The following is a 23,855-nucleotide window of genomic DNA, read 5'->3' on the forward strand; positions in this document are numbered from 1 at the left end:
CGTGGGCGGGGGCGGCACGGCGGATCTCATTCGCGATCGGCAGCCTGAGCCGCGCCGCACAGCGCCTTGAACCCGACCCATCCCCAGTAGACGCGATGATGCGCGATCAGCCCGTCGCGCAGATCCATGACCTCGACGAGATCGACCTGATCGCCTTCCGGCGTTTCGCGCGGATATTCCCACGTGAGTTGTCGGCCGTTCGAGAAGAACAGCCCTGTCCGATACCAGCGTCCGAGCTTGTTCTCCGGATTGCGCAAGCCCGCCGCGAAGAACGCGCCGATCGCGTCCTTGCCGTGCAGCACGCCCGAGCCGTGGTCGGGCAGCGTGACGACGATCAGTGGCGTTTCGAGGAACGCGTCATCCGCGTACAGCGACATCAGCGCGTCGAGGTCGCGTGCGACGACGGCGGCGTGCCAGTCTCGATGGATGCGTTGCGCAACGGTGTCGGCGTGGGTCATGGCGGGTTCCGGCAAGCGTGGATAACGGCACCACTGTATCGACGCCACGCCGCCGGACGTTTCACCCCAGGCCGAAACGTGGATGTCGAGTGTGCCGGGCGCGACCGCGTACCACCGTCTGCCTCAGCCCCCCAGCGCGCCGAGGTTCAGTTCATGCGACTTGCCGATCCACACCCCGCTGTCGCGATGGTCGCGCAGTTCGTCGTTCGTATTCGGATGCAGGAAGAGGTCGAGCGCGCCGTGATTCAGCACGAGCCACGGCACGATGGTGTCGAATTGCGCGGCGCCGAACGCGATCTGGTACGACCAGGCCGGATGCGGGCCAACGAGGCGTTCGTGAAAGCGGCCGAGCTCGATGATCGTGCCGAACCGCTCTTCGACGACGAGGCGAAACGCCCAGGCCGCGTCGCGGCTCGCGGCGTCGAAGTAGACGTGTGCGTGCCAACTGTCGATGGCGGTGGTGTCGATGGCAGCCATGGCGGAACTCGAGAGAATAATAGAGGAAGGGATGAGAGCCGTGCCTGACGGCCGATGCGTAATTATCGCGCTGACTCGTCGGACACGTCTTGTCGCGGAGCGGTGATTCGGTGCGGTAGATTTGTCGCGTGTCAGGGAAACCGGTGCGTTGGACGAAGCATTTCCCGTTCGTGTCCGCATGTGCGGCATCGCGCCGAAAGCCGCGCCAGCCGGTGCTTCGGCCGAAATCGCATCGGCAGTACGTCATTTCAGAAACTGCAAGGACGACGTCCGACAAAACAAAAGCGCCACGGAGCGAACTCCGTGGCGCTTCTTCGATGCCGGCCGATGCGGAGGCGCGAGCCCCCGCGCAGCGACACGCGCTTAAGCCGCCGTTGCCGGCTTCGCCGGCTTCTGCAGCTTGCCCTTGCCGGCGCGCTGGATTTCCTCGAGCTTGATCTCGACGTGGCGCGAGAACACGTACTCGGCCGGGCGCTGCTTCGCGATCGAGATGTCCGGTGCGAACGGGCCGTCGGTCTTGATGCCCTTCTTGCTCACGCGCAGCGCCTTCAGCGGATGCGCGATCGTGTCCATCACGGCGGTGGCTTCGAAGCCGCAGTGGACCATGCAGTCCGCGCACTTCTCGTAGTTGCCGACGCCGTAGTTGTCCCAGTTCGTGTCTTCCATCAGTTCCTTGAAGGTCTTCACGTAACCTTCGCCGACCAGATAGCACGGCTTCTGCCAGCCGAACACGGTACGCGCCGGGTTGCCCCACGGCGTGCACTTGTACGTCTGGTTGCCGGCCAGGAAGTCGAGGAACAGCGACGACTGGCTGAACGACCAGCGCTTGCCGCCTTCGCCGCGCTTCAGGATTTCGCGGAACAGGTTCTTCGTCTTGTCGCGGTTCAGGAAGTGCTGCTGATCCGGCGCGCGCTCGTACGCATAGCCCGGCGACACGGTGATGCCGTCGACGCCGATCGGCCCCAGCGTGTCGAAGAACTTCGCGACGCGCTCGGGGATCGCATCGTTGAACAGCGTGCAGTTGATGTTCACGCGGAAGCCGCGGCGCTTCGCTTCCTTGATGGCCGCGACCGCCTTGTCGTACACGCCTTCCTGCGACACGGAATGGTCGTGCATGTCCTTGTCGCCGTCGAGGTGGACCGACCAGACGAAGTACGGATTCGGCTGGTAGTCGTCCATCTTCTTTTCCATCAGCAGCGCGTTCGTGCACAGGTACACGAACTTCTTGCGCTTCATGATGCCCTTGACGATCTCCGGCATCTCCTTGTGGAGCAGCGGCTCGCCGCCGGCGATCGACACGATGGGCGCGCCGCACTCGTCGACGGCTTCCAGGCATTCCTCGACGGACAGGCGCTGGTTCAGGATCGGGTCCGGATAGTCGATCTTGCCGCAGCCGTTACACGCGAGGTTGCAGCGGAACAGCGGCTCGAGCATCAGCGCGAGCGGATAGCGTTTGTTGCCGGACAGGTGTTGGCGCATGATGTATGCGCCGACGCGGACTTGCTGGAGCAGCGGAATAGACAAGAGTTGTCCTCCTTAAACTTCGCGGGCGACAGCTTGCGTAAGCTTCGCCGGCAACTTGAATTCGACTTTTTCCTCACGGCCCGCCATCGTCGTGACATCGACGGGCCCCAGCGCGCGCAGCGCGCCGATTACATCCTCAACCATTTCCTCGGGTGCCGACGCGCCGGCGGTCAGGCCGACCGTCTGCACGCCCGCGAACCATTCGGCCTTCACTTCCGAGCCGTCGGCGACGAGATAGCTCGGTACACCGCTTTCGGTGCCGATCTCGCGCAGGCGGTTCGAGTTCGAGCTGTTCGTCGCACCGACGACCAGCAGCACGTCGACTTGGCCGCTCAGCTCGCGCACGGCGGCCTGGCGGTTCTGCGTCGCGTAGCAGATGTCGCGCGTGTCCGGGCCGACGATGTCGGTGAACCGGCGCTGCAGCGCTTCGATGATGCCGCGCGTGTCGTCGACCGACAGCGTCGTCTGCGTAACATACGCGACCGGCGTGTCGACCGGCAGCGTCAGCGTATCGACCTCGGCCTCGCTCTGCACGAGGATCACCTCGGCCGGAATCTGGCCGATCGTGCCCTCGACTTCCGGATGGCCCGCATGGCCGATCAGGATCAGCCGGCGGCCCGCCGCGACGTACTGGCGGCCCTGCACGTGCACTTTCGTGACGAGCGGGCAGGTGGCGTCCAGCACGTCGAGCCCGCGCGTTTCAGCGTCGCGTTCGACCGTCTGGGCGACCCCGTGCGCGCTGAAGATCGCCACGGCGCCGTGCGGCACCTCGTCGAGCTCCTCAACGAATCGCGCCCCTTTATTACGCAGGTTTTCGACGACATGCCGGTTATGCACGATCTCATGACGCACATAGACCGGCGCGCCGTGCTGTTGCAGCGCGCGATCGACGATCTCGATCGCACGGACAACCCCCGCACAGAAGCCGCGGGGCTGGGCAAGGATGACTCGCATAAGTGAGCGAACTCCGACGACAGACGCCGGGGTTCGAGGAGCTGGCACTGCTCGCTCGCCCCGGCTTGATGTTATGAAGGCAGGAAACGAACCGGCCAGGCCAGGCCCCGGAACCCCGAATTAATCGCGCATTTTAACCCTATCGGGCCGTCCTTGCTCTGGTGCTGTATCGACCGTGTTGCATCCGCCGCAGAACCGCGTCGGCGCTCGCGTGTGCGGAACCCGGTAAACTGCGCGGTTTCGCGGGCAGCCTGTCCGGCCACCCGGCGTCGCGCTCATTTCAAGGCCATTCGATGACCGTCGATTCTTACGCGTATTGCCCTGCCGCTCGTGCGGTCATGGGTGTTTTCACTCCGACCCTGATTGTGATCGACCGATCCGGCGCCGCGGGCGGCCGGGCCGCTCGCGCCGGCATCCGGCAGGAGACGTGCCGATGATGCTGGCGATTACGTTCCTGGTGTCCGGCCTGTCGCTGCTGATCTGGATCGTGCTGCTCGTCGCGCGCGGCGGCTTCTGGCGCGCGCGGCCCGCGCGGGCCCTGCCGCCGGAGGCGCGCGGCGCGGCCGCCGAGGCCGGTTGGCCGGCCGTCGTCGCGGTCGTGCCGGCGCGCAACGAAGTCGACGTGATCGCCCGCGCGGCGACGTCGCTGCTCGAGCAGGACTATCCGGGCGACTTTCATCTGATCATTGTCGACGACCACAGCGACGACGGCACGGCCGACGCGGCCCGCGCGGCCGCGCTCGCGATCAATCGCGCCGACCGGCTGACGGTGCTGGCCGCGAAGCCGCTGCCGGCCGGCTGGTCGGGCAAGGTGTGGGCGCAGTCGCAAGGCATCGCCGCGGTGCGCACGCTCGGGCTGCCGGCCGACTACCTGCTGCTGACGGATGCCGACATCGGCCATCCGCCCGACGCCGTCGCCCAACTCGTCACGCGCGCGCAGGCCGAGCAGCGCGATCTCGTGTCGCTGATGGTGCGGCTGCGCTGCGATTCGTTCTGGGAAAAGGCGCTGATCCCGGCGTTCGTGTTCTTCTTCGCGAAGCTCTATCCGTTCTCGTGGATCAACAATCCGCGCAACCGGACGGCCGGCGCCGCGGGCGGCTGCATGCTGGTCAAGCGCAGCGCGCTCGAGGAAGCCGGCGGCATCGAGTCGATCCGCGGCGCGTTGATCGACGACTGCAGCCTCGCCGCGCAGATCAAGCATCGCGGCAGCGGCCGGCATCCGATCCGGCTCGATCTGGCCGACCGCAGCGTGTCGCTGCGTCCGTACGACAGCTGGCGCGACATCTGGAACATGATCGCGCGCACCGCGTTCACGCAGCTCCATTATTCGCCGCTGCTGCTCGCCGGCACGCTGCTCGGGATGACGATCATCTATCTCGTGCCGCCCGTGGCCGCGCTGGTCTACGGCGCGCGCGCCTGGCCGGCGTGGCTCGCATGGGCGTCGATGTGCACCGCGTATGCGCCGATGCTGCGCTACTACCGCCGCTCGCCGCTGTGGGCACCCGTGCTGCCGCTCGTCGCGCTGTTCTATGTCGGCGCGACGTTCGCGTCCGCGTGGCGCTACTGGCGCGGCAAGGGCGGCCAGTGGAAGGCGCGCGTGCAGGCGCCGGTGGAGCGCTGAACCGGACGACGCCGGCGAATGCCGGCCGTCACGCCGGACCCCGGAAAGCAAACAGCCCGATCGGTGCGAGCCGATCGGGCTGTTTCGTTTGCGGCGGGGCCGAGCGTGCTTATCGCTGGGTCAGCATCATGTACATCTGGATCACGACGTCGGGCGAGAACGTGAACGGCACCCAGCCGTAGCCGGTGTGGCGCGCGACCAGCAGGCGGTCGCCGTTCGACTGCTTCTGCACGGCCATCATCGGGTTCTTCGTCGTCACGAAACGCCAGCCGGCCGGGATGCCCGGCGGCGGTTCCGGCTGCATCGACGCGCGCGCGTGCGCGAGTTCCTCGATCAGCTGGCCCAGCTGCTCCGGGTTCAGCGTGATCGACTGGCCGTTGACGGTCAGCGTCAGTTCGTTCTGCGACGGGCGCGCGACGTGCAGCGTCGCCTTGTCCGCGGGGACGTCCGCTGCGTCGGCGGGGGCGACTTCGATCGCGGTGTCTGAGGCGTTCGTCGCGACGACGGCGGTGGTCGCGTCGGCCGGCGCTGCAACGACTTCATCGACGACTACCGGCGCGGCTGCGTCCACCACCGGCTCGACGGCGGACTCGACAACCGGTTCGACGACTTCAGCCGCGACGGCCGGCCCGGTTGCCACAGCTGCCGCGTGCGTCGCGGCGTCCTTCACGACGGCTTCGACCAGCGCTTCCGCGTCGGCGATCGCCTTCGCGTGACGTTCGGCGGCCGCTTCGGCCTGTGCGATCGCTTCGGCATGGCGTTGCGCGACGGCCTCTGCCGCAGCAGTTGCCTCCGCGTGGCGTTGCGCGGCCGCGTCGGCTTGCGCGATCGCCTCGGTGTGGCGCTGCGTGACGGCTTGGGCTTCGGCGATCGCATCGGCGTGGCGCTGCGCGGCGGCTTCCGCTTCCGCGATCGCCTGCGTGTGACGCTGCGCGAGTGCCTCGGCCTCGGCGACCGCGGCCGCGTGGCGCTGCGTCGCGGCCTCGGCGTCGGCGGTCGCTTCCGCATGGCGCTTCGCGGCGGCTTCGGCCTCCGTGGTGGCGGCTGCATGACGCTGCGCGGCCGCATCCGCTTCGGTCGCGGCGGCGTGATGACGCTGCGCGGCGGCCTCGGCTTCGGCGATCGCGGCCGCATGGCGTTGCGACGCGGCTTCGGCATCCGCGTGACGCTGCGCGAGCGCTTCGGTCAGCGCGGTGGCTTCGGTGTGCCGCTGGACGGCGGCTTCAGCCTGCGCGGTGGCTTCGGTGTGGCGTTGGGCGGCGGCTTCGGCCGCGGCGGTGGCGTCGGCGTGGCGCTGCTGCGCGGCATCGGCGTCGGCGGCTGCGGCCGTGTGGCGTTGCGCGGCGGCCTGTGCCTCGGTCTCCGCGACGGCGTGACGTTCGGCGGCGGCCTGGGCTTCCGCCGCGGCGGCGCGCGCGAACGCTTCCGCGCTGCGTGCCGCCTGCTGTGCGGCGTGGTGATCGTGGAGGAGCTGATCGACGCCCGCGTTGAGCGAATCGATCTGTTCGTTCAGGTTCATGCGTGTCTTCTCTGCGTAAGACCCGCGATTTTAACCGCTGCGCCGGTGCCGGTCCGTCAGCGACGTGTAACAAAGTGCGCAATGCGGCGTGAAACACGCCGCATTGTGCTATTTCAGGTAGCCCGCCGAGCCGAACCAGTCGAGCGCGTCGCGCAGGCCTTCGCGGTACGGACGCGCGCGGTAGCCGAGCTCGCGCTCGGCCTTCGCGGACGTGAAATACATCTTGTTCTTCGACATCCGCAGCCCGTCGACGGTCACGAACGGTTCCTTCTTCGTGAACTTCGCGACGGCCTCCGCACCGACCGCGAGCGGGTAGAGCGGCCAGCGCGGCAGCGCGATCGTCGGCGCCTTGCGGCCCGTCATCTGCGCGATGTCGGCCAGCATCTGCTGCAGCGGCAGGTTCTCGCCGCCGAGGATGTAGCGCTCGCCGATCCGGCCGCGCTCGAGCGCGAGGAAGTGGCCGTGCGCGACGTCGTCGACGTGCACCAGGTTCAGGCCGGTATCGACGAACGCGGGAATCTTGCCGAGCGCGGCCTCGACGATGATGCGGCCGGTCGGCGTCGGCTTCACGTCGCGCGGGCCGATCGGCGTCGACGGGTTGACGATCACGGCCGGCAGCCCTTCGTCGGCGATCATCCGCTCGACCGCGCGCTCGGCCAGCACCTTGCTGCGCTTGTACACGCCGATCGCCTGCTCGGCGGTCAGCGGCCGGTTCTCGTCCGACGGATCGCCGGCGCTCGTGACCTTCAGCGTCGCGACGCTGCTCGTGTAGACGATCCGCTCGACACCCTCTGCGCGCGCCGCGCGCATCGTCGCGACCGCGCCTTCGAGGTTCGCGCGCTCGATCTCGTCCGGATCCGGCGCCCACAGCCGGTAGTCGGCCGCCACGTGCAGCAGGTAGCGCACGCCGCGCAGCGCGGCGCGCATCGACGTCTCGTCGCGCATGTCGCCGGTGACGATCTCGGCGTCGAGATCCGCGACGTTCGTGCGTGGGCTGGTCGGGCGCACCAGCACGCGCACCGCATAGCCTTTCTGCTGCGCGATGCGTGCGACGGCCGAGCCGACGAAACCGGACGCGCCGGTGACGAGAACGAGATCGCGGGAAGTGTCAGTCATGCGTTTCCTTCAGGGCCGCGCGCGGGCCGCGCGGCGGTTGTGCGTCGGCGAGATTGTACGTGGTCGGCGCGCACGGCGACGCGAGCCGGGCAGCGGCGGCGGCGGATGGCGAGGCCGCCAGGCCCGTGTGCGAAGCGGCCGACGCGACTACAATGCCGGGCTTGAATGCAACGGGAGGGCGACGTGATGAGCCGCAATGAACTGGACGAACGGATCGAGACCTACTACGTGCGGGTGCGCGGCGTCGTGCAGGGCGTCGGTTTCCGTCACGCGACGGTGCGCGAGGCGCACGCGCTGAAGCTGCGCGGCTGGGTCGCGAATCTCGAGGACGGCAGTGTCGAGGCGATGATCCAGGGCCCCGGCGCGCAGATCGACCGAATGCTCGCGTGGCTGCGCCACGGGCCGCCGTCCGCGCGCGTGACCGAGGTCACGTTCGAGGAGCGGAAGGTCGAAAAGCGTTTCGAGCGCTTCCAGCAGCAGTAAGGCAAAACAACATGACGGGGTATCCGGAGGCCGGGCGCGGCATCGCGCTGTCGGTGATGGCGTCGACGCTGTTCGCGCTGATGTCCGCTTACGCGAAACTGCTCGCGCCGCTCACGGGGCTCGACATCTTCGCGTGGCGCATCCTGTGGACCGCCCCGGGCGCGCTCGCGCTGATCGCGCTGCGCGGCCGCTGGCCGGCCCTCGTCGAGCTCGTGCGGCGCAGCGTGCGCGACTGGCGTCTGCTGATCGCGCTGCCGGCGAGCGCGGCGCTGCTCGGCCTGCAGCTGTGGCTGTTCCTGTGGGCACCGCTGCACGGGCGCATGCTCGAGGTGTCGCTCGGCTATTTCCTGCTGCCGCTGACGATGGTGCTCGTCGGCCGCTTCTACTATCACGAACGGCTCGACCCGCTGCAATGGGCGGCGGTCGCGTGCGCGGCGCTCGGCGTCGCGCACGAGGTGTGGGCGACGCGCGCGTTCGCGTGGCCGACGCTCGTCGTCGCGCTCGGCTATCCGCCGTATTTCGTGCTGCGCCGCCGGATCAACGCCGATTCGCTGGCCGCGTTCGCGTTCGAGATCGCGCTGCTGTGTCCGGTCGCGTTCGTGATGGTATCGACGAGCCCGACGCCGGTCGCCAGCCATCCGCTGCTATGGGCCGCGCTGCTGCCGGGGCTCGGCGTGCTCAGCACGCTCGCGCTCGCGAGCTACCTGAAGGCGAGCCGGATGCTGCCGATGGCGCTGTTCGGGATCCTCGGCTACGTCGAGCCGGTGCTGCTCGTCGCGGTGTCGCTGCTGCTGCTCGGCGAGACACTGAGCGTCGCGCAGCTCGCGACCTACGGGCCGATCTGGGTCGCCGTCGCGCTGACCGCGTGGCACAGCGCGATGCTGATGCGGCGCCTGCCCCCACGTCGTTGAGCGTCGTCGCGCGCGGCGCGACGGCAGCAAGGAACGTGCTGCGCATCGCGCGTTCCTTGCGCCGAATCCTGCGATCCTGGCGTCGAACTGGCGACGCACTGACATCAGGCTGGCCGCGTCGCCAGCTTCGTATCGTCGATGTCACGCCTGTAATCGAACAGAAGATTCCGTTGCACTTTGTTACTTAGGGTATCCCCCGACCGGCCGCTAGACTGACCTGACCGTCTTCTCTTCGTATGCGGCTTTTCCATGAACGGTCATCTCCGTGCCGGGCCGGCCGGGTTGGCGCGATGCGAGCATACGCGTATCGCCGCCGATCAGGCTCACCTTCTCCCTGCCGAATCCTCCACCGGTGCGTGCCGCGCCGTCGTCGCGCAGGTGCGGCCATGTCGTTGAGCTTGCCGCCCGCCGCCACGGTGCCGCCGGCGCGCGGCGGCCGCCTGATCGAAGTCGACTTCTTCCGCGGAATCGTGCTGTTGATGATCGTCGTCGATCACATCGGTGCGAGCGTGGTGTCGCGCGTGACGCTCCACGCATTCGCGCTGTGCGACGCGGCCGAGGTGTTCGTGTTCCTCGGCGGCTTCGCGACCGCGAGCGCGTACGGCGCGATCGCCGACCGGCACGGCGCGCGCGCCGCGCAGCGGCGGTTCGTGCGTCGCGCGATGCAGATCTACCGCGCGTTTCTCGCGACGTCGACGCTGATGCTCGTCGTGTCCGCCGCGCTCGACCATTACGGGATCGACGCGCCGAACCTCGCGCTCGACGACGTCAGCGTGATGCTTGCGTCGCCGCTCACGGGTCTCGCCGAGCTGCTCACGTTCCAGCGCCAGCCGTATCTCGCGTCGGTGCTGCCGATGTACGTGCTGTTCGCGCTCGCGTCGCCGGTGATCGTGCCGTTCGCGCGCCGCCATCCGTGGCTGCTCGTCGCGTTCAGCGCGGCGTCGTGGCTCGCGGCCGGCTGGCTCGGCCCCGAGCTGCTGGACACCGATTCGTTCCGCTGGAGCTTCAACCCGTTTGCGTGGCAACTGATGTTCGTCGCCGGCGTGCTCGCGCGCTGCCAGCCCGTGTACCGGCACATCGCACTCGGGCGCTGGAGCGCCGCGGCGACCGGCGTCGCATGCGCGATCGTGCTCGGTTGTGCGAGCTACAAGCTGTTCTCCGGGTTGCCGGTGCCGGAAGGCGTGCTCAAGCGCGATCTCGCGCTGCCGCGCATCGTGAGCTTCGCGGCGATCGCATGGCTGATGGCCGACTGCGTGCGCCATGGCTGGATCGCGCGCATTGCGCAGGCCGTGCAGCCCGTCGTCGCGGTCGGCAGGCGTGGCTTGATCTGCTTCGTCGCGGGCGCGGCGATCTCGCTCGTCATCGATTCGCTGCTGCATCCGGTCGCGAACGGCGCCGAGCTGCGGCATCTCGGCGTGGGCCTTGCGGCCGACGCATGCGCGGTCGGGCTGATGATGGCCGTGGCGGGTTCGGGAACGTGGTTCGCGCGCTGGCGCGGCGCGGCCGCGTGAGCGGTGCGGGAAAACGCGCAGGCGGCACGCAACGTGCCGCGCGGCGTCGATGACGTCAGTGAGGTGAGCCGATGCGGGAGCGGGGGACGGCGGTCGCGTCGCCGTCGGATTCGGCGTCGTCGCGTTCGTCGGACTTCGGATCGTCCTGCTGCGCGAGCACCGCGTCGGCTTCGGCCGCGGCCCGGGCGGCGCGCAATGCGGTGCAGCGCTGCGCGTGCCGGATGTCCGACAGCATCCTCAAGAGCCGAGTCGTTTTGCTTTTCATGATCTTCTCCCGCCGGTGCGCATCGCGATGGAACCGATGCACCGTTGCAACCAGTGTAGGACGTGCTGGCCGCGCCGGCGGGAGAATGTGGCGTGCACGCCGCACGCCGAGGGATAGTACTTACTGGGCCGAGGCCATCGCCTGCGCCTGCACCGCTTCTTCCTCGCGGCGCTCTTCCGCGCAGCGCTGATGCTGGCGCGACAGGCGGTTCATCATCGGCAGCAGCAGGAGGGCGAGCAGCATGCCGATCGCGGCGAGCCAGCCGAGCTTCTCGAACAGCGACAGGTAGAGCGGCAGCGATTCGGTGGCCGGCAGGTCGTGCGACGGCATCTGCGCGAAGTTCGCGACGACGCTGCCGAGATACTGCGACACACCCGTCGCGACGAAATACGCGCCCATCATGAAGCCGCTCATGCGCGCCGGCACGTAGCGGGCGATCATCGCGAGGCCGAGGCCGCTCACCAGCAGTTCGCCGAGCGAGTAGAGGCCGTAGCCCCACACCATGAACCACGATGACACGCGACCGTCCACCGCGTAGCGGCCGCTGATCGTGAACACCAGGTAGCCGGCGGCCACCGCGCCGAAGCCGAATGCGTACTTCGCCGCGACCGGCAGGTCACGGCCGCTCTTCGAGACCGCGTTGTAGATCCACACGAGCACCGGGCTCAGCATCATGATCCAGATCGGGTTCAGCGCCTGGAACTGTGCGGCGCTCCACGTGAACAGCGTCGTGCCGAACAGGATGAAGCGCGGATCGACGTTGCGCAGCGCGAACAGCGTGAGCGACGTCGACATCTGCACGTAGAAGATGAAGAACAGGATCACCTGGCCGATCAGCACGAGCGCCGCGATCAGGCCCGCGCGTTCCGAACGCTCCGACTTCGCGATCATGTACGCGAAGATCGCGAGGATCGCGAAGGCGGCCGTCCACACGCTCGCGACCGCGAGCTGCTTGTGCTGCAATACGTACAGCGTGATCAGCGCGAGCGCCACGCCGCCTGCCGCCACGCCACCGAGGCGCTTCCAGCGGATCGGTTCGTCGTCGGGCTGCGAGCCGATGTGCGCGAGCGTTCGGTGCATCAGCATGAAGTTCAGGATCGCGAGCAGCATGCCGGCGCAGCAGACCGCGAACGCGGTGTGCCAGCCCCAGTGATCCTTGATCCATGGCGTCGCGAGCATCGACACGGTCGAGCCGATGTTGACCGCCATGTAGTAGATCGTGAACGCGCTGTCGATGCGCGCGTCGTCGCCTTCGTAGATGCGGCGCACGAGGTTCGCCGCGTTGGCCTTGAACAGGCCGTTGCCGACGACGATCACGCCGAGCGATGCGTACATGTACGCCAGCGCGTCGTTCGGGACCGCCAGCATCAGGTAGCCGGCGCACAGCACGGCCGCGCCGATGATCATCGTGCGACGGGCGCCGAGCACCTTGTCGCCGATCCAGCCGCCGATCGACGGCGACGCGTAGACGAGCGCGGTGAACGCGCCCCAGGTCAGGTTCGCATGGCTGTCGGTGAAACCGAGCCGGTCGACCATGAAGAGGACCAGGAGCGCGGCCATGCCGTAGTAGCCGAAGCGCTCCCACATTTCGATGAGGAAGACCGTCGTAAACGATCGGGTCTGTGAAACAGGTGCGTGCATCATCAATCTCGTTTGAAACGGACGGCGCGGATCGCGCGTCGCCTTGGGGGTCGAACTGGCGCCGGAGCACTATGGCCGGGTAGGCTTTGCGTCGGCGATGGAGCAGTCGGGCTAGGGGCTGTTCCCGCTAATAATGGGCTTGCGCTGGCCCCCAGAAGGGCCGAGCGCAAGGATTGCGACGAAGCGAATACTCGACGTACTCGCGAGGAGCGTGACGCGGCGATCGGCCCTTCTGGGGGGCAGCCCCACGAATGAATTTTCCAAGACAGGGGAACGTACCTTGCCGGCCGCACTGCGGCGTCGATCGTCGCTTGTTTGGCTCGGCCAAACGGCGCTCCTCCCTCCTTGCATTGCGACCGGCAAGGCACGTTCGCAAGCCCGTTATTAGCGGGAACAGCCCCTGGCCCGGGCCGGGGTCGCACGCCGCCTGGCAAGGCGGTGCGAGGCCCCGACCGGCGCGCGAGTGGTAACGTTTGCCGGTCCGGTGCGTCAGGTCCGCGCCACTCAGGGAAACTCCCGATATGGCAGCAGCTTTCAGGAACATTCGTCTCATCATCTATTTGTAAACTTTGCCGCCCGGCCTCCGAAGATTCCCGGAGAGCCGCTTGCAGCTTGCCTGTGAAGCCGGCGAGTCTGGCAAGATAGCGCGTCGTTTCGCTCGCTTCGGGCCCTGTTTAGTGCACCGGGCTCAACGCCGAAGACGTATGCGAACCCGAAGATTAAGCTATCTCGAATTAACTTAGTTACTTTCCATCAAACATTTTTTGACGACCACTTTTCGGCCTGCTATGGTTCCCCCCACTGAAAACTCGCGATCGGCAGACGCTGTCGCACTCGGCAGCAAGATTCGCGCGTTGCGCCAACGACTCAAGCGCACGCTCGACGACACCGCTACCGCCGCGGGGATTTCGAAGCCGTTTCTGTCTCAAGTCGAACGCGGGCTCGCGTCGCCGTCGCTGACGTCGCTGGCCGGTATCGCACAGGCGCTCGGCGTGACGGTGCAGTACTTCGTGGATACGCCGAGCGAGGAACGCTCGGTCTGCAGAGGCGAGCAGTTGCGCTTCTTCGGATTCGCCGATTCGGCGAACCTGTTCGCGAGGCTGACCAACGTGACCGAAGGGCGTCAGCTCGAGGCGATCCTCGTGCGGATGCCGCCGGGGCAGAAACGGTCGGAGGTGACGACACATGCAGGAGAGGAGTTCCTGTATGTGATTGAAGGGGAAGTGTCGCTGACGCTGGAAGGCAAGACGTTCGTCCTGCAGGCCGGCGACAGTTCGCACTATCAGTCGACGGTCCCGCACAGCTGGGTCAACACCGCGAAGGTCGAGTCGGTGGTGGTCTGGGTCGGTACGCCGCGGCTGTTCTAACGCACGGGTATTCCTTCGTTTCCGAGACGGAATACCTGTCGAAAGAAACGTAAGGAATACTAAGATGCAATACGAGAATCACGGGCCTCCTCAATCGCTGCACCCGTCAGCGTCTCACGCGTAACCGCGGCATCCGCCGCGCATCGCTCACCGAACCACCTTCTCAAGACCGCCACGATGAAATCCTTGCATGCCATGTCGGCCGTGCTGGCCGCGCTCGCCCTGACGACGCCCGCCGCCCACGCCGTGACCGTTCCGTCCAACGTCGCGCTCGCTCCTCAACAGGACCTGACGCGTCAGGTGCCCGCCGAAGTCGAATCGCTCGACCCGGCGCACATCGAATCGTGGACCGGCAATACGATCGGCCTCGACCTGTTCGAAGGGCTTGCCCGCATCGATGCGGCCGGCCAGGTCGTGCCGGGCGTCGCGCAGTCGTGGGAGCGCAAGACGCCGCAGACGTGGATCTTCAAGCTGCGCCACGATGCGAAGTGGAGCAACGGCCAGCCGGTGACGGCCGCCGATTTCGTCTATGCGTGGCAGCGCCTCGTCGATCCGAAGACGGGTTCGAAGTACACGATCCTCGTCGAATTCGTGAAGAACTCGAAGGACATCATCGCCGGCAAGGCCGCACCGACGACGCTCGGCGTGCGCGCGGTCGACCCGTACACGCTGGAAGTGACGACCGACGTGCCCGTCGCGTTCTTCCCCGAACTGACCGCGATGGTGCCGCTCGCGCCGGTAAACAAGGACACCGTCGCGAAGTTCGGCGATGCTTGGACGCGTCCGGGCAACATCGTCAGCAACGGCGCGTACCAGCTGGTCGACTGGCAGCCGAACAACCGCATCGTGATCTCGAAGGACGCGAAGTACTGGAACGCGCCGAAGGTCGTGATCAACAAGGTCACGTACCTGCCGATCGAAAGCGACGAAACGGCGATGCGCATGTACCAGGCCGGCCAGATCGACTACAGCTACTCGATCCCGTCGGGCATCTTCCAGCAGGTCAGCAAGCAGTTCGGCGGCGAACTGCGCCCGGGCCTGCAGCTCGCCACGTACTACTACTACCTGAACAACAGCGACGCGGCGCTCAAGGACAAGCGCGTGCGCCAGGCGCTGTCGATGGTGATCGATCGCGACGTGCTGACGTCGAAGCTCACGCAGGCCGGCGAGAAGCCGATGTACGGACTGATGCCGAACGGCACGAAGGGCGTGCAGCCGTTCACGCCGGAATGGGCGTCGTGGCCGATGGCCAAGCGCGTCGCGACCGCGAAGGACCTGCTGAAGCAGGCCGGCTTCTCGGACGCGAAGCCGCTGTCGTTCACGCTCACGTACAACACCAACGACCTGCACAAGAAGGTCGCGCTGTTCACCGCGTCGGAATGGCGCACGAAGCTCGGCATCAACACGAAGCTCGAGAACGTCGAGTTCAAGGTGCTGATGAAGGAACGGCATGACGGCAAGGTGCAGATCGCGCGCGACGGCTGGTTCGCCGACTACAACGACGCGATGACCTTCTTCGACCTGATCCGCTGCGGCAGCTCGCAGAACACCGTCGGCTACTGCAACAAGCAGGTCGACACGTTCGTCGACGACGGCAACCAGAAGCTCGACGACAAGGCGCGCGCCGCGCTGCTCACGCAGGCGCACGACACGGCGATGAACGACACGCCGATGGTGCCGCTGTTCCAGTACTCGGCCGATCGTCTCGTGAAGCCCTACGTGGGTGGCTACTCGCTGAAGAACGTGATCGACATGCGTGCTTCGCAGGACATGTACCTGATCAAGCACTGAGCGGAGCGATCATGCTGGCCTACGCATTGAGACGCACGTTGTGGGCGGTGCCGACGATTCTCGCCGTCATCACCGTCTGCTACCTGCTGCTGCACTTCACGCCCGGCGGTCCGTTCGATACGGAGAAGCAGCTGTCCGCGGCGACGCTCGCGAACCTGAACGCGAAGTATCACCTCGACGAGCCGCTGTGGAAGCAGTACCTGCTGTATCTCGGTTCGCTGCTGCACGGCGATCTCGGCCCGTCGTTCCGCTACGTCGACTGGTCCGTGAACGATCTCGTGAAGAAGGCGCTGCCCGTGAGTCTCGGCGTGGGCGGCGTGTCGATCCCGATCTCGATCGGGTTCGGCGTGCTGCTCGGCACTGTCGCGGCCGTGCGCCGCGACAGCCTGATCGACCGTTTCGTGATGCTGATCGGCAACTTCGGCAATGTCGTGCCGCCGTTCGTGCTCGGCCCGGTGCTGGTGTGGATCTTCGCGATCCTGCTGAAGACGTCGGCCGGCAACGGCTGGCTGCCGGCCGGCGGCTGGGGCGACGGCGGCTGGCAGTACCGGCTGCTGCCGATCGTGCTGCTGACCTTCATCAACGTGTCGCTGCTCGCGCGCGTGATGCGCGGCTCGATGATCGAGACGCTGTCGAGCAACTTCATCCGCACCGCGCGCGCGAAGGGCCTGCCGGGCTCGACGATCGTGCTGCGCCACGCGCTCAAGCCCGCGCTGATGCCGGTCGTGTCGCTGTTCGGCACGGTCTGCATCACGTCGATCACGGCGGCCGTCGTCACCGAATCGGTGTTCGCGCTGCCGGGGCTCGGGCAGCTCGTCGTGAACGGCGCGATCAACCGCGACTACACGCTGGTGCTCGGCCTCGTCGTGCTGACGACCGTCTGTGCCGTGCTGTTCAACCTGCTGGTCGACCTCGCGTACGCGTGGCTCGATCCGCGCATCCGTTATTGAGCGAGGCACTGCGATGACTCCGACTACTCCCGTCGTCAGTCTGCCCGTGCAGACCGACTCGCCGCCGCGTTCGCGCTCGCCGCTCGCGCTCGCGTTCGCGCGCTTCCTTCACAACCGCGCGGCCGTGTTCAGCCTCGTGCTGCTCGCGCTGATCACGCTCGCGTGCTTCGTCGGTCCGTGGCTGCTTGCGGCCGATCCCGCCGCGAGCGACTGGGGTTCGATCAGCCTGGCGCCGACGCTCGCGAACCAGCACTGGTTCGGCACCGACGAGCTCGGCCGCGACCTGCTCGTGCGCACGCTGATCGGCGGCCGCGTGTCGATCGAGGTCGGCCTGCTCGGCACGCTGGTGTCCGGCCTGTTCGGCGTCGCGTGGGGCGCGACCGCCGGCTTCGCGGGCGGCCGGGTCGACTCCGCGATGATGCGCGTCGTCGACATGATGTACGCGATCCCGTACCTGCTGATCGCGATCCTGATGATGACCCTGTTCGGCCGCTCGTTCATGCTGGTCGTGCTGACCATCAGCGCGTTCTCGTGGATCGACATGGCGCGCGTCGTGCGCGGCCAGACGCTGTCGCTGCGCAATCGCGAGTTCGTCGACGCGGCGCGTGCGATCGGCGTGTCGCCGGCGTCGATCGTGCTGCGCCACGTCGTGCCGAACCTGCTCGGCGTGGTCGTCGTGTACGCGACCGTGTCCGTGCCGAACATCGTGCTGACCGAATCGGTGCTGTCGTTCCTCGGCCTCGGCGTGCAGGAACCGATGACGAGCTGGGGCGTGCTGATCCAGGACGGCGCGCAGAAACTGGAATCGATGCCGTGGCTGCTGCTGGCGCCGGCCGTCATGCTGTGCGTGACGCTTTACTGCGTGAACTTCGTTGGCGACGGCCTGCGTGACGCGCTCGACCCGAAGGATCGCTGAAATGGCTGCCTTGCTGGAAGTAGAAAACCTCGGCGTGCGCTTCTCGCGCAAGGATGCGCCGCCGATCGACGCCGTGAGCGGCGTGTCGTTCTCGCTCGAAGCCGGCAAGACGCTCGGCATCGTCGGCGAATCGGGCTCGGGCAAGAGCCAGACCGTGATGGCGCTGCTCGGCCTCCTGGCCGGCAACGGCGCGACGACGGGCGCCGCGCGCTATCGCGGCGACAACCTGCTCGAGATGGATACGCGCGCGCTGAACGCCGTGCGCGGCGACCGGATCGCGATGATCTTCCAGGATCCGATGACGTCGCTCAATCCGTTCCTGACGATCGAGCGGCAGATGACCGAGACGCTGCAGCTGCATCGCAAGCTGTCGCGCAAGGAAGCGACCAGGCGCGCGATCGAGGCGCTCGAGTCGGTGCGCATTCCCGATGCGGCGCGCCGCATCCGCATGTATCCGCACGAGTTCTCCGGCGGCATGCGCCAGCGCGTGATGATCGCGATGGCGCTCCTGTCCGAGCCGGAAATCCTGATCGCCGACGAGCCGACCACCGCCCTCGACGTGACCGTGCAGGCGCAGATCATCGACCTGCTGCGCGAGCTGAACCGCGAGCGCGGCACCGCGATCGTGCTGATCACGCACGACATGGGCGTGGTCGCGGGCCTCGCGGACGACGTGATGGTCATGTATGCGGGCCGCACCGTCGAATACGCGCCGGCCGAATCGATCTTCGCGGCACCGTCGCATCCCTACACGATCGGCTTGCTCAATGCGCTGCCGCGCCTGACCGACGCCGACGATGCGCCGCTCGTCGCGATTCCCGGCAATCCGCCGATGCCCGGCACCGCGCCGGCCGGCTGTGCGTTCGCGAAACGCTGCACGTATGCGGAGGAGCGCTGCGGTACCGCGCGCCCCGCGCTCGAAACCTATGGCGCGGCGGGCGCGGTGCGCGCGTGCCACCGGCCGCTGGCCGATCTGACGGGAGGTCTGCGATGAGCGTCGATGAACACCGCAATGCCGGCGCGACGGGCGACTCGCTGCTGTCCGTCGACGATCTGAAAGTGCATTTCCGCGTGCCGCTCGGCGGCTATCCGTGGTCGCCGAAGGGCACGCTGCGCGCGGTCGACGGCGTGTCGTTCGACGTGAAGCGCGGCGAGACGGTCGGGCTCGTCGGCGAGTCGGGCTGCGGGAAGTCGACGCTCGCGCGCGCGCTGATCGGCCTCGTGCCGATGACGGCCGGCACGGTGCGCTGGCGCGGCGCAGCCGTCGCGCCCGATCACCTGCGCGGCACCGCGATGCGCCGCGAAGTGCAGATGATCTTCCAGGATCCGCTCGCGTCGCTCGATCCGCGCATGACGATCGAACAGATCGTCGCGGAGCCGCTCGTCACGCACCACGCGGGCCTCGGCCGCACCGAAGTGCGGCGCCGCGTGGTCACGATGCTCGAGCGTGTCGGCCTGAACGCGCATCACCTGCTGCGCTATCCCCACGAATTTTCCGGCGGGCAGTGTCAACGCGTCGGTATCGCGCGTGCGCTGATCGGCGAGCCGAAGCTCGTGATCTGCGACGAACCGGTGTCGGCGCTCGACGTGTCGATCCAGGCGCAGATCGTGAACCTGCTGCGCGATCTGCAACGCGAACTGTCGTTGTCCTATCTGTTCGTCGCGCACGACCTGGCGGTGGTGAAGGCCATCAGCCAGCGCGTGCTCGTGATGTATCTCGGCCGCGTGATGGAGTTCGGCACGCGGCATGACGTGTACGGCGTGCCGCAGCACCCCTACACGAAGGCGCTGCTCGATGCGGCGCCGACGCCGGAGCCGGCGCGCGAGCGTGCTCGCCGTCCGATGCTGCTGGCAGGCGAGATGCCGTCGCCGCTCAACCCGCCGTCCGGCTGCGCGTTCCGCACGCGCTGTCCGGTCGCGATCGACGCGTGCGCGCAGGACGTGCCGCTGCCGGAAGTGCGGCACGGCTCGGCGGCGCGTGTCGCGTGCATCCGGGCGGGCGCGGTGGTGGCGTGAAGTGACGCAGCAAACATGACCAGGCAGGTCAACAGGGGTAGGGTGCGGCGCGAACAATCTTCGCGTCGCGGGTAAAGGCGCGTCCTTAACCGGGCTCGCCGGGGGACCGGAAGCGGATCGCAACCGGCGTGGACGACATCAACACAAGACGAGAATGACGATGAAAAAGCAAAAGACGATCGGGACGGCATCGAAGATGCTGCTCGCATGGGGCTTGCCGGCGCTTGCCGGCGTATCGCTGACCGGCGTCGCGCACGCCGACGACGCGGCCCCCGCACCGCTGACGGTCGCGCAGGCCGCGCCGTCCGCCGGCGCAAGCACGTCGGTTGCGCAGGCAACGACCCCGAACGCCATTATCAACGCCGAGGCGAACCAGGCCGTCACGCCGCCCGATGAGCCTTCGGCGCAGTCGAAGTCGAACGGCTTCATTGCCGACAGCCACCTGAACTTCCTGTTCCGCAACTATGCGGACACGCTCGACAACAAGGGCGGACCGCATCGTCACGCGTGGGTCCAGGGCGCGATGGCGAACTTCGAGTCGGGCTACACGACCGGCCTGATCGGCATCGGCTTCGATGCGTCGCTGTATGCGGCGTTGAAGCTCGATGGCGGCGCGGGCGCCGGCAGCATGGTGCACATCGCGAAGGGTGGCGGCGGTTCGAACCAGCTCGCGTGGGCCTATCCGGGCATCTACGACGTGAAGGCGCGCATCTCGAACACGGTGGTCAAGTACGGTCTGCAGGCCGTGGACAACCCGTTCATGGAGCAGCACGACAACCGCGCGCTGCCGCCGACGTTTCTCGGCGCGACGATCGTCAGCAACGAATTCAAGAACGTGATGCTCGAGGCCGGCAGCTTCACGAAGACCGATGCGCGCGGCCACACGACGCTCACCAACCTCACGACGCAGTATGGCGGCACGCGCGTCAATCGCCTGACCTACGTCGGCGGCACGTGGGACTATTCGCCGAACGGCGAGCTCGCGCTGTACGCGAACCAGGCCGACGACGTGTGGCATCAGTACTATGCATCGCTGAAGCACAGCATCGGCGATTCGAAGTCGGTCAAGTGGACGGGCTTCGCGAACGTCTACTCGACGCACGATACGGGCGACGCGCTGCAGGGCAAGATCAATAACAACGCGTACAGCCTGTCGCTTGCCGCGCAACACGGCCCGCACGAACTGCTGCTCGGTTATCAGCAGGTGCTCGGCGACCAGTTCTTCGACTACCTCAACGAAACCAACGGCATCTTCCTGACCAACTCGATGGACGTCGACTACAACGCGCCGCACGAAAAGTCGCTGCAGCTGCGTTACACGTTCTACGGCAAGGAAGCGGGCCTGCCGGGCTTCAAGGCGATGGTCTGGGGTGTGACGGGCTGGGGTGCGGACGGCAGCGCAGGGGCTGCGAACGATCCGAGCAAGTCGAGCATCTACTGGAGCAACGGCGCGCCGGTGCAGGGCCGTCACCACGAGTTCGGCTTCATCCCGTCGTACACGTTCCAGAGCGGCAAGCTGAAGGATACGAAGGTCACGTTCATCGCGATGTGGCACACCGGTTCCACGCACACCGCGGATGCGACCAACAAGGAGTATCGCCTGGTCGTGAACGTGCCGCTGCACGCGTTCTGATCGATGGGGGACGCAACGTCCCCTTCAGTTCCTTCGTCTTGCGCGGCCGGCCTGCAGCCAGTTCGATCAGGCCGGCTTGTGCAACCCCGCCACCGGATCGTTCGCGGCGGGCATGTCCTCCATCAGCGACGTGAGCTGGCGGCCCGTGTCGCGCCAGGCGTCGAGGCCGCCGCGCAGCGGCAGTGCATCGGTGAAGCCTGCGTCGAGCAGGCGCTTGGCCATCAGCGCCGCCGTCACTTCGTTCGGGCACGAGCAATACACGACGAACTTCTGCGAGAACGGATAGCGCGCGACGATGTCCTCGATGTGCCGTTCGTCCGCGAACTGCGCGCCGGGAATGGTGAACGGGTCGAGCTTGCGGTGTTCGGGCGAACGCACGTCGAGCACCACCGGCGCGGACGAATCGCGCAGCAGCAGGTCGAGCTCGTCGACGCCGATCCGCGCGCTCGCGAGCTGGCGGATCAGCGCGCGGCGACGCATCCAGCGCACGGCCGCGTAGATCGCCAGCAGCGCGACGATCACCAGGAGCACCGCGCGGCCGAGCCGGCTCGCGCCGGCGAACAGCCAGTCGATCTGCCGGTAGAACACGAGCCCCGCGACGAGCCCGACCATCGTCCAGAGCGCGGCGCCGAGCGCATCGTAGCCGGCAAACGTGCGATAGCGCGTGCCGAGCGCGCCGGCCATCGGCACCGACACGAGCGACAGCCCCGGAATGAAGCGGGCGACTGCGAGCACGCGCACGCCGTAGCGGCCGAAGAAACGTTCGGTCTTCTTCACGCAGGTATCGCGCGACAGCGACAGCCGGCAGATCGTCTTCAGCGTCGAGCCGCCGTAGCGCCGCCCGGCGACGTACCACACGGTGTCGCCGATCAGCGCGCCGAGCACCGACAGCGCCAGCACCGTCACCAGTTGCGAGCCGATCATCGCCGGATTCATCGCGGCCATCGCGCCGAACAGCACGAGCGTCGGCATCGCCGGTACGGGCAGGCCGATGGCCGCCGCGAGCACATTGGCGAAGACGAGAAGCGGCCCGTATTGGGCGACGAGGTCACGGAGCATGACGGCTGGCCGAAAAGGAAGTGCGCGAGGAGGATACGCGGATGGGCCGATTATCGGCCATTTTCAACCGGACGGCGGGGAATGACGGAAAGCGCCTGACGGCGGCAGGGAGATGCGGGCGGATCGGTGAGCCGGTGCGTTGCGCGCGGCTCACCGATCGACGTCAGGAAGAGGTGCGGGCGAGCGAGGCGGCGCCGTGGTTTTCGCCGGGCAACTCGGCGCCATGCGAGCGGATTGCCGCGATCAGTTCGGCCGGCGTGATCTCGTAGCGGACCTCGCGGTGAATGCCGGGCTTGCGTTCGTCGATCTCGATCAGCAGAACGCTTTTGCCATCGCTGGTCGATTCGAGCCGGAGCGAGCGCAGTTCGCGGCCGTCGGCCGGGTCGTGTTCGGTGAGCAGGGTCATTGCCCCGGATGAGCCGGTAGTGCGCATCGAACCTATCCTCGTGTCGTGTGTGCCAGGTTGGCGAAGACGTCGTTGTTGAATGCAGCTTGACGCAGTTTAACGCGAACGGGCCACAACACGGAGCATTTTCGTGGACATGGAATGAGGGCTGCACCACCATCCTTCTGATGTTTGAGCCGCGCCGGGCGGGCGTTTCAGCCGGATCGGACCACGCCGTGTCAGGCGTCTGGCCGGCGCTCCGGCCAGCCAGGCGAGATCGCCGGTGAAGCGGCGGAGATAGCCGTTCGGGCCGAGCACCCACAGGTCATATTTGCCGTCGTCGTCGGCCAGCGCCGCCCAGTTGCCGCGCAGCGCCTTGCCCGGCTCGACGACGTAGCGGCGCGGCACGCGGTCGAGGTGCAGCTTGTCGTCGACGTGGAATACCGCCGCCGCGCGGCCCGTGTTCGCGAACTTCAGCGTGACGGTGCCCTTGCCGGCATCGACCTGCGCGCTCGTGATGCAGCTCGTATGGCAGCGCGCGCGACGGGTGCGCGCCGGCGGCCTGCGCGCCGCGCGCTCGTGATGTGCAAGGCAGGGTGTCGGCACACGCGGGCCCGGCGAGTGCCGTGCAGGGCACGGCCAGTCCAGGGAGCGCTGATGACGTCGACGTGGTGCGGAAGTGACATGACATGGCGTGTCGTGTCAGTGACGTTGCGTGTGCAACTAATAGGCGACGCGTGGAGAATACGTCGGAATGGCCGGAAATTACCGATTCTGGGCGGTGCGGAAGGTCGTGAATTGCCGATTGCATAAAGTCGGCGTGACGCCGCGTGGGTGCGGGTGCAACGGAATCGCGGGATTCGACAGCCATGTTTCGTCAGAATTTGCTTTGAGAAACCCCGCCATTCATGGCGGGAAAGAAGGGAGTGCTGTTGACAGACAGCTTCTTCAACAGGTTAGGATCACCGGTATGATTCTTGTCTACCGCTAGCGGGTGAAGTCGCTGAACGGACTGCTTAACAAGCAGAGCCGTGCGGTGAACTACGTCTGGAACTTCTGCAACGACACGCAGAAGCACGCGCTCAAGTGGAACAAGAAATGGCCGACCGGCTTCGACCTGAACGTGCTGACATCGGGCAGCAGCAAGGAGCTCGGCATTCACTCCGGCACGATCAACGCATCGTGCGAGCAATACGCGAAGTCGCGCAGTCGGAACCGTCTGCCCTACCTGCGCTATCGCGGCAGGAAATCGCTGGGC

At 67.1% G+C, this 23,855-nt stretch carries 21 protein-coding genes and 2 pseudogenes; 12 read left to right on the forward strand and 11 right to left on the reverse strand.

Annotated elements, in window-relative coordinates:
* Positions 1-26: 26 nt before the first annotated feature.
* The 4 genes from DIE23_RS29540 to ispH form a co-directional block, all read right to left on the reverse strand.
* Positions 27-458, reverse strand: a complete 432-nt coding sequence (locus tag DIE23_RS29540; protein WP_124615348.1) for a nuclear transport factor 2 family protein — start codon at positions 456-458, stop codon at positions 27-29.
* Between the two features lie 123 nt (positions 459-581).
* Entirely contained in the window at positions 582-935 is a 354-nt protein-coding gene (locus DIE23_RS29545) for a DOPA 4,5-dioxygenase family protein (protein ID WP_124615349.1), read from the reverse strand.
* A 363-nt stretch (positions 936-1,298) separates the two neighbouring features.
* On the reverse strand, positions 1,299-2,459 hold the full coding sequence (gene hpnH, locus DIE23_RS29550) for an adenosyl-hopene transferase HpnH (RefSeq protein WP_124615350.1): 1,161 nt from the start codon (positions 2,457-2,459) through the stop codon (positions 1,299-1,301).
* A 12-nt stretch (positions 2,460-2,471) separates the two neighbouring features.
* Positions 2,472-3,413, reverse strand: a complete 942-nt coding sequence (gene ispH / locus DIE23_RS29555; protein ID WP_044844980.1) for a 4-hydroxy-3-methylbut-2-enyl diphosphate reductase — start codon at positions 3,411-3,413, stop codon at positions 2,472-2,474.
* A gap of 433 nt (positions 3,414-3,846) precedes the next feature.
* Between ispH and DIE23_RS29565 the strand changes: the two genes are divergently transcribed.
* Complete coding sequence (locus DIE23_RS29565) at positions 3,847-5,034, forward strand: glycosyltransferase (protein WP_124615351.1); 1,188 nt, start codon at positions 3,847-3,849, stop codon at positions 5,032-5,034.
* 109 nt (positions 5,035-5,143) lie between these two features.
* Here the strand turns inward: DIE23_RS29565 and DIE23_RS29570 are convergent, their stop codons facing one another.
* A complete protein-coding gene (locus DIE23_RS29570; RefSeq protein ID WP_124615352.1) occupies positions 5,144-6,553 on the reverse strand; it encodes a phage tail protein in 1,410 nt (469 codons plus the stop codon).
* 108 nt (positions 6,554-6,661) lie between these two features.
* Positions 6,662-7,669: a hopanoid-associated sugar epimerase gene (hpnA, locus tag DIE23_RS29575; protein WP_057925559.1), complete on the reverse strand. Its 1,008-nt coding sequence runs from the start codon at positions 7,667-7,669 to the stop codon at positions 6,662-6,664.
* 186 nt (positions 7,670-7,855) lie between these two features.
* Between hpnA and DIE23_RS29585 the strand changes: the two genes are divergently transcribed.
* The 3 genes from DIE23_RS29585 to DIE23_RS29595 all read left to right on the forward strand — a co-directional run bounded on the left by DIE23_RS29585 (position 7,856) and on the right by DIE23_RS29595 (position 10,574).
* Positions 7,856-8,152 carry an acylphosphatase gene (locus DIE23_RS29585; protein WP_124615353.1) on the forward strand — a complete coding sequence of 99 codons (297 nt, stop codon included), beginning with the start codon at positions 7,856-7,858 and terminating at the stop codon, positions 8,150-8,152.
* 11 nt (positions 8,153-8,163) lie between these two features.
* The gene (rarD, locus tag DIE23_RS29590; protein WP_124615354.1) at positions 8,164-9,063 is read left to right on the forward strand and encodes an EamA family transporter RarD; all 900 of its coding nucleotides are present in this window, start codon (positions 8,164-8,166) and stop codon (positions 9,061-9,063) included.
* Positions 9,064-9,449: 386 nt separating this feature from the next.
* On the forward strand, positions 9,450-10,574 hold the full coding sequence (locus tag DIE23_RS29595; RefSeq protein WP_124615355.1) for an OpgC domain-containing protein: 1,125 nt from the start codon (positions 9,450-9,452) through the stop codon (positions 10,572-10,574).
* Between the two features lie 55 nt (positions 10,575-10,629).
* On the opposite strand, the gene DIE23_RS29600 is transcribed toward DIE23_RS29595, so the two are convergent.
* Together DIE23_RS29600 and DIE23_RS29605 are read right to left on the reverse strand one after the other, a co-directional pair.
* On the reverse strand, positions 10,630-10,839 hold the full coding sequence (locus tag DIE23_RS29600) for a hypothetical protein (protein WP_124615356.1): 210 nt from the start codon (positions 10,837-10,839) through the stop codon (positions 10,630-10,632).
* Between the two features lie 120 nt (positions 10,840-10,959).
* Positions 10,960-12,483 (reverse strand): peptide MFS transporter, encoded by a 1,524-nt coding sequence (locus DIE23_RS29605; RefSeq protein ID WP_124615357.1) that lies wholly within the window; start codon positions 12,481-12,483, stop codon positions 10,960-10,962.
* Positions 12,484-13,268: 785 nt separating this feature from the next.
* Between DIE23_RS29605 and DIE23_RS29615 the strand changes: the two genes are divergently transcribed.
* From DIE23_RS29615 to DIE23_RS29645, 7 genes are all read left to right on the forward strand, one after another.
* A complete protein-coding gene (locus DIE23_RS29615) occupies positions 13,269-13,847 on the forward strand; it encodes a cupin domain-containing protein (RefSeq protein ID WP_124615358.1) in 579 nt (192 codons plus the stop codon).
* A gap of 177 nt (positions 13,848-14,024) precedes the next feature.
* The gene (locus DIE23_RS29620) at positions 14,025-15,638 is read left to right on the forward strand and encodes a peptide ABC transporter substrate-binding protein (RefSeq protein ID WP_124615359.1); all 1,614 of its coding nucleotides are present in this window, start codon (positions 14,025-14,027) and stop codon (positions 15,636-15,638) included.
* Between the two features lie 11 nt (positions 15,639-15,649).
* Positions 15,650-16,588, forward strand: coding sequence for an ABC transporter permease subunit (locus DIE23_RS29625; protein WP_124615360.1), 939 nt, complete (start codon positions 15,650-15,652; stop codon positions 16,586-16,588).
* Positions 16,589-16,601: 13 nt separating this feature from the next.
* Positions 16,602-17,504, forward strand: coding sequence for an ABC transporter permease (locus DIE23_RS29630; protein WP_044844992.1), 903 nt, complete (start codon positions 16,602-16,604; stop codon positions 17,502-17,504).
* 1 nt (position 17,505) lies between these two features.
* Positions 17,506-18,498 carry an ABC transporter ATP-binding protein gene (locus tag DIE23_RS29635; protein WP_124615361.1) on the forward strand — a complete coding sequence of 331 codons (993 nt, stop codon included), beginning with the start codon at positions 17,506-17,508 and terminating at the stop codon, positions 18,496-18,498.
* Entirely contained in the window at positions 18,495-19,520 is a 1,026-nt protein-coding gene (locus tag DIE23_RS29640) for an ABC transporter ATP-binding protein (RefSeq protein ID WP_185646557.1), read from the forward strand. Before DIE23_RS29635 ends, DIE23_RS29640 begins: the two co-directional genes overlap by 4 nt.
* Before the next feature lie 160 nt (positions 19,521-19,680).
* Positions 19,681-21,153 carry an OprD family porin gene (locus DIE23_RS29645; RefSeq protein WP_124615363.1) on the forward strand — a complete coding sequence of 491 codons (1,473 nt, stop codon included), beginning with the start codon at positions 19,681-19,683 and terminating at the stop codon, positions 21,151-21,153.
* Positions 21,154-21,219: 66 nt separating this feature from the next.
* Here DIE23_RS29645 and DIE23_RS29650 read toward each other — a convergent pair whose 3' ends face one another.
* The 3 genes and pseudogenes from DIE23_RS29650 to DIE23_RS29665 form a co-directional block, all read right to left on the reverse strand.
* On the reverse strand, positions 21,220-22,212 hold the full coding sequence (locus DIE23_RS29650) for a DedA family protein/thiosulfate sulfurtransferase GlpE (RefSeq protein ID WP_124615364.1): 993 nt from the start codon (positions 22,210-22,212) through the stop codon (positions 21,220-21,222).
* 163 nt (positions 22,213-22,375) lie between these two features.
* Positions 22,376-22,645, reverse strand: coding sequence for a hypothetical protein (locus DIE23_RS29660; RefSeq protein WP_006760823.1), 270 nt, complete (start codon positions 22,643-22,645; stop codon positions 22,376-22,378).
* Between the two features lie 201 nt (positions 22,646-22,846).
* Positions 22,847-23,162, reverse strand: a pseudogene (locus tag DIE23_RS29665) (phospholipase domain-containing protein); the annotation flags it as partial.
* A 429-nt stretch (positions 23,163-23,591) separates the two neighbouring features.
* Here DIE23_RS29665 and DIE23_RS29670 point away from each other — a divergent pair.
* Positions 23,592-23,855: pseudogene (locus DIE23_RS29670) on the forward strand (RNA-guided endonuclease TnpB family protein); the annotation flags it as partial.

The sequence above is a fragment of the Burkholderia sp. Bp9143 genome, assembly GCF_003853645.1.
In the GTDB taxonomy this organism is placed as follows: Bacteria; Pseudomonadota; Gammaproteobacteria; order Burkholderiales; family Burkholderiaceae; genus Burkholderia.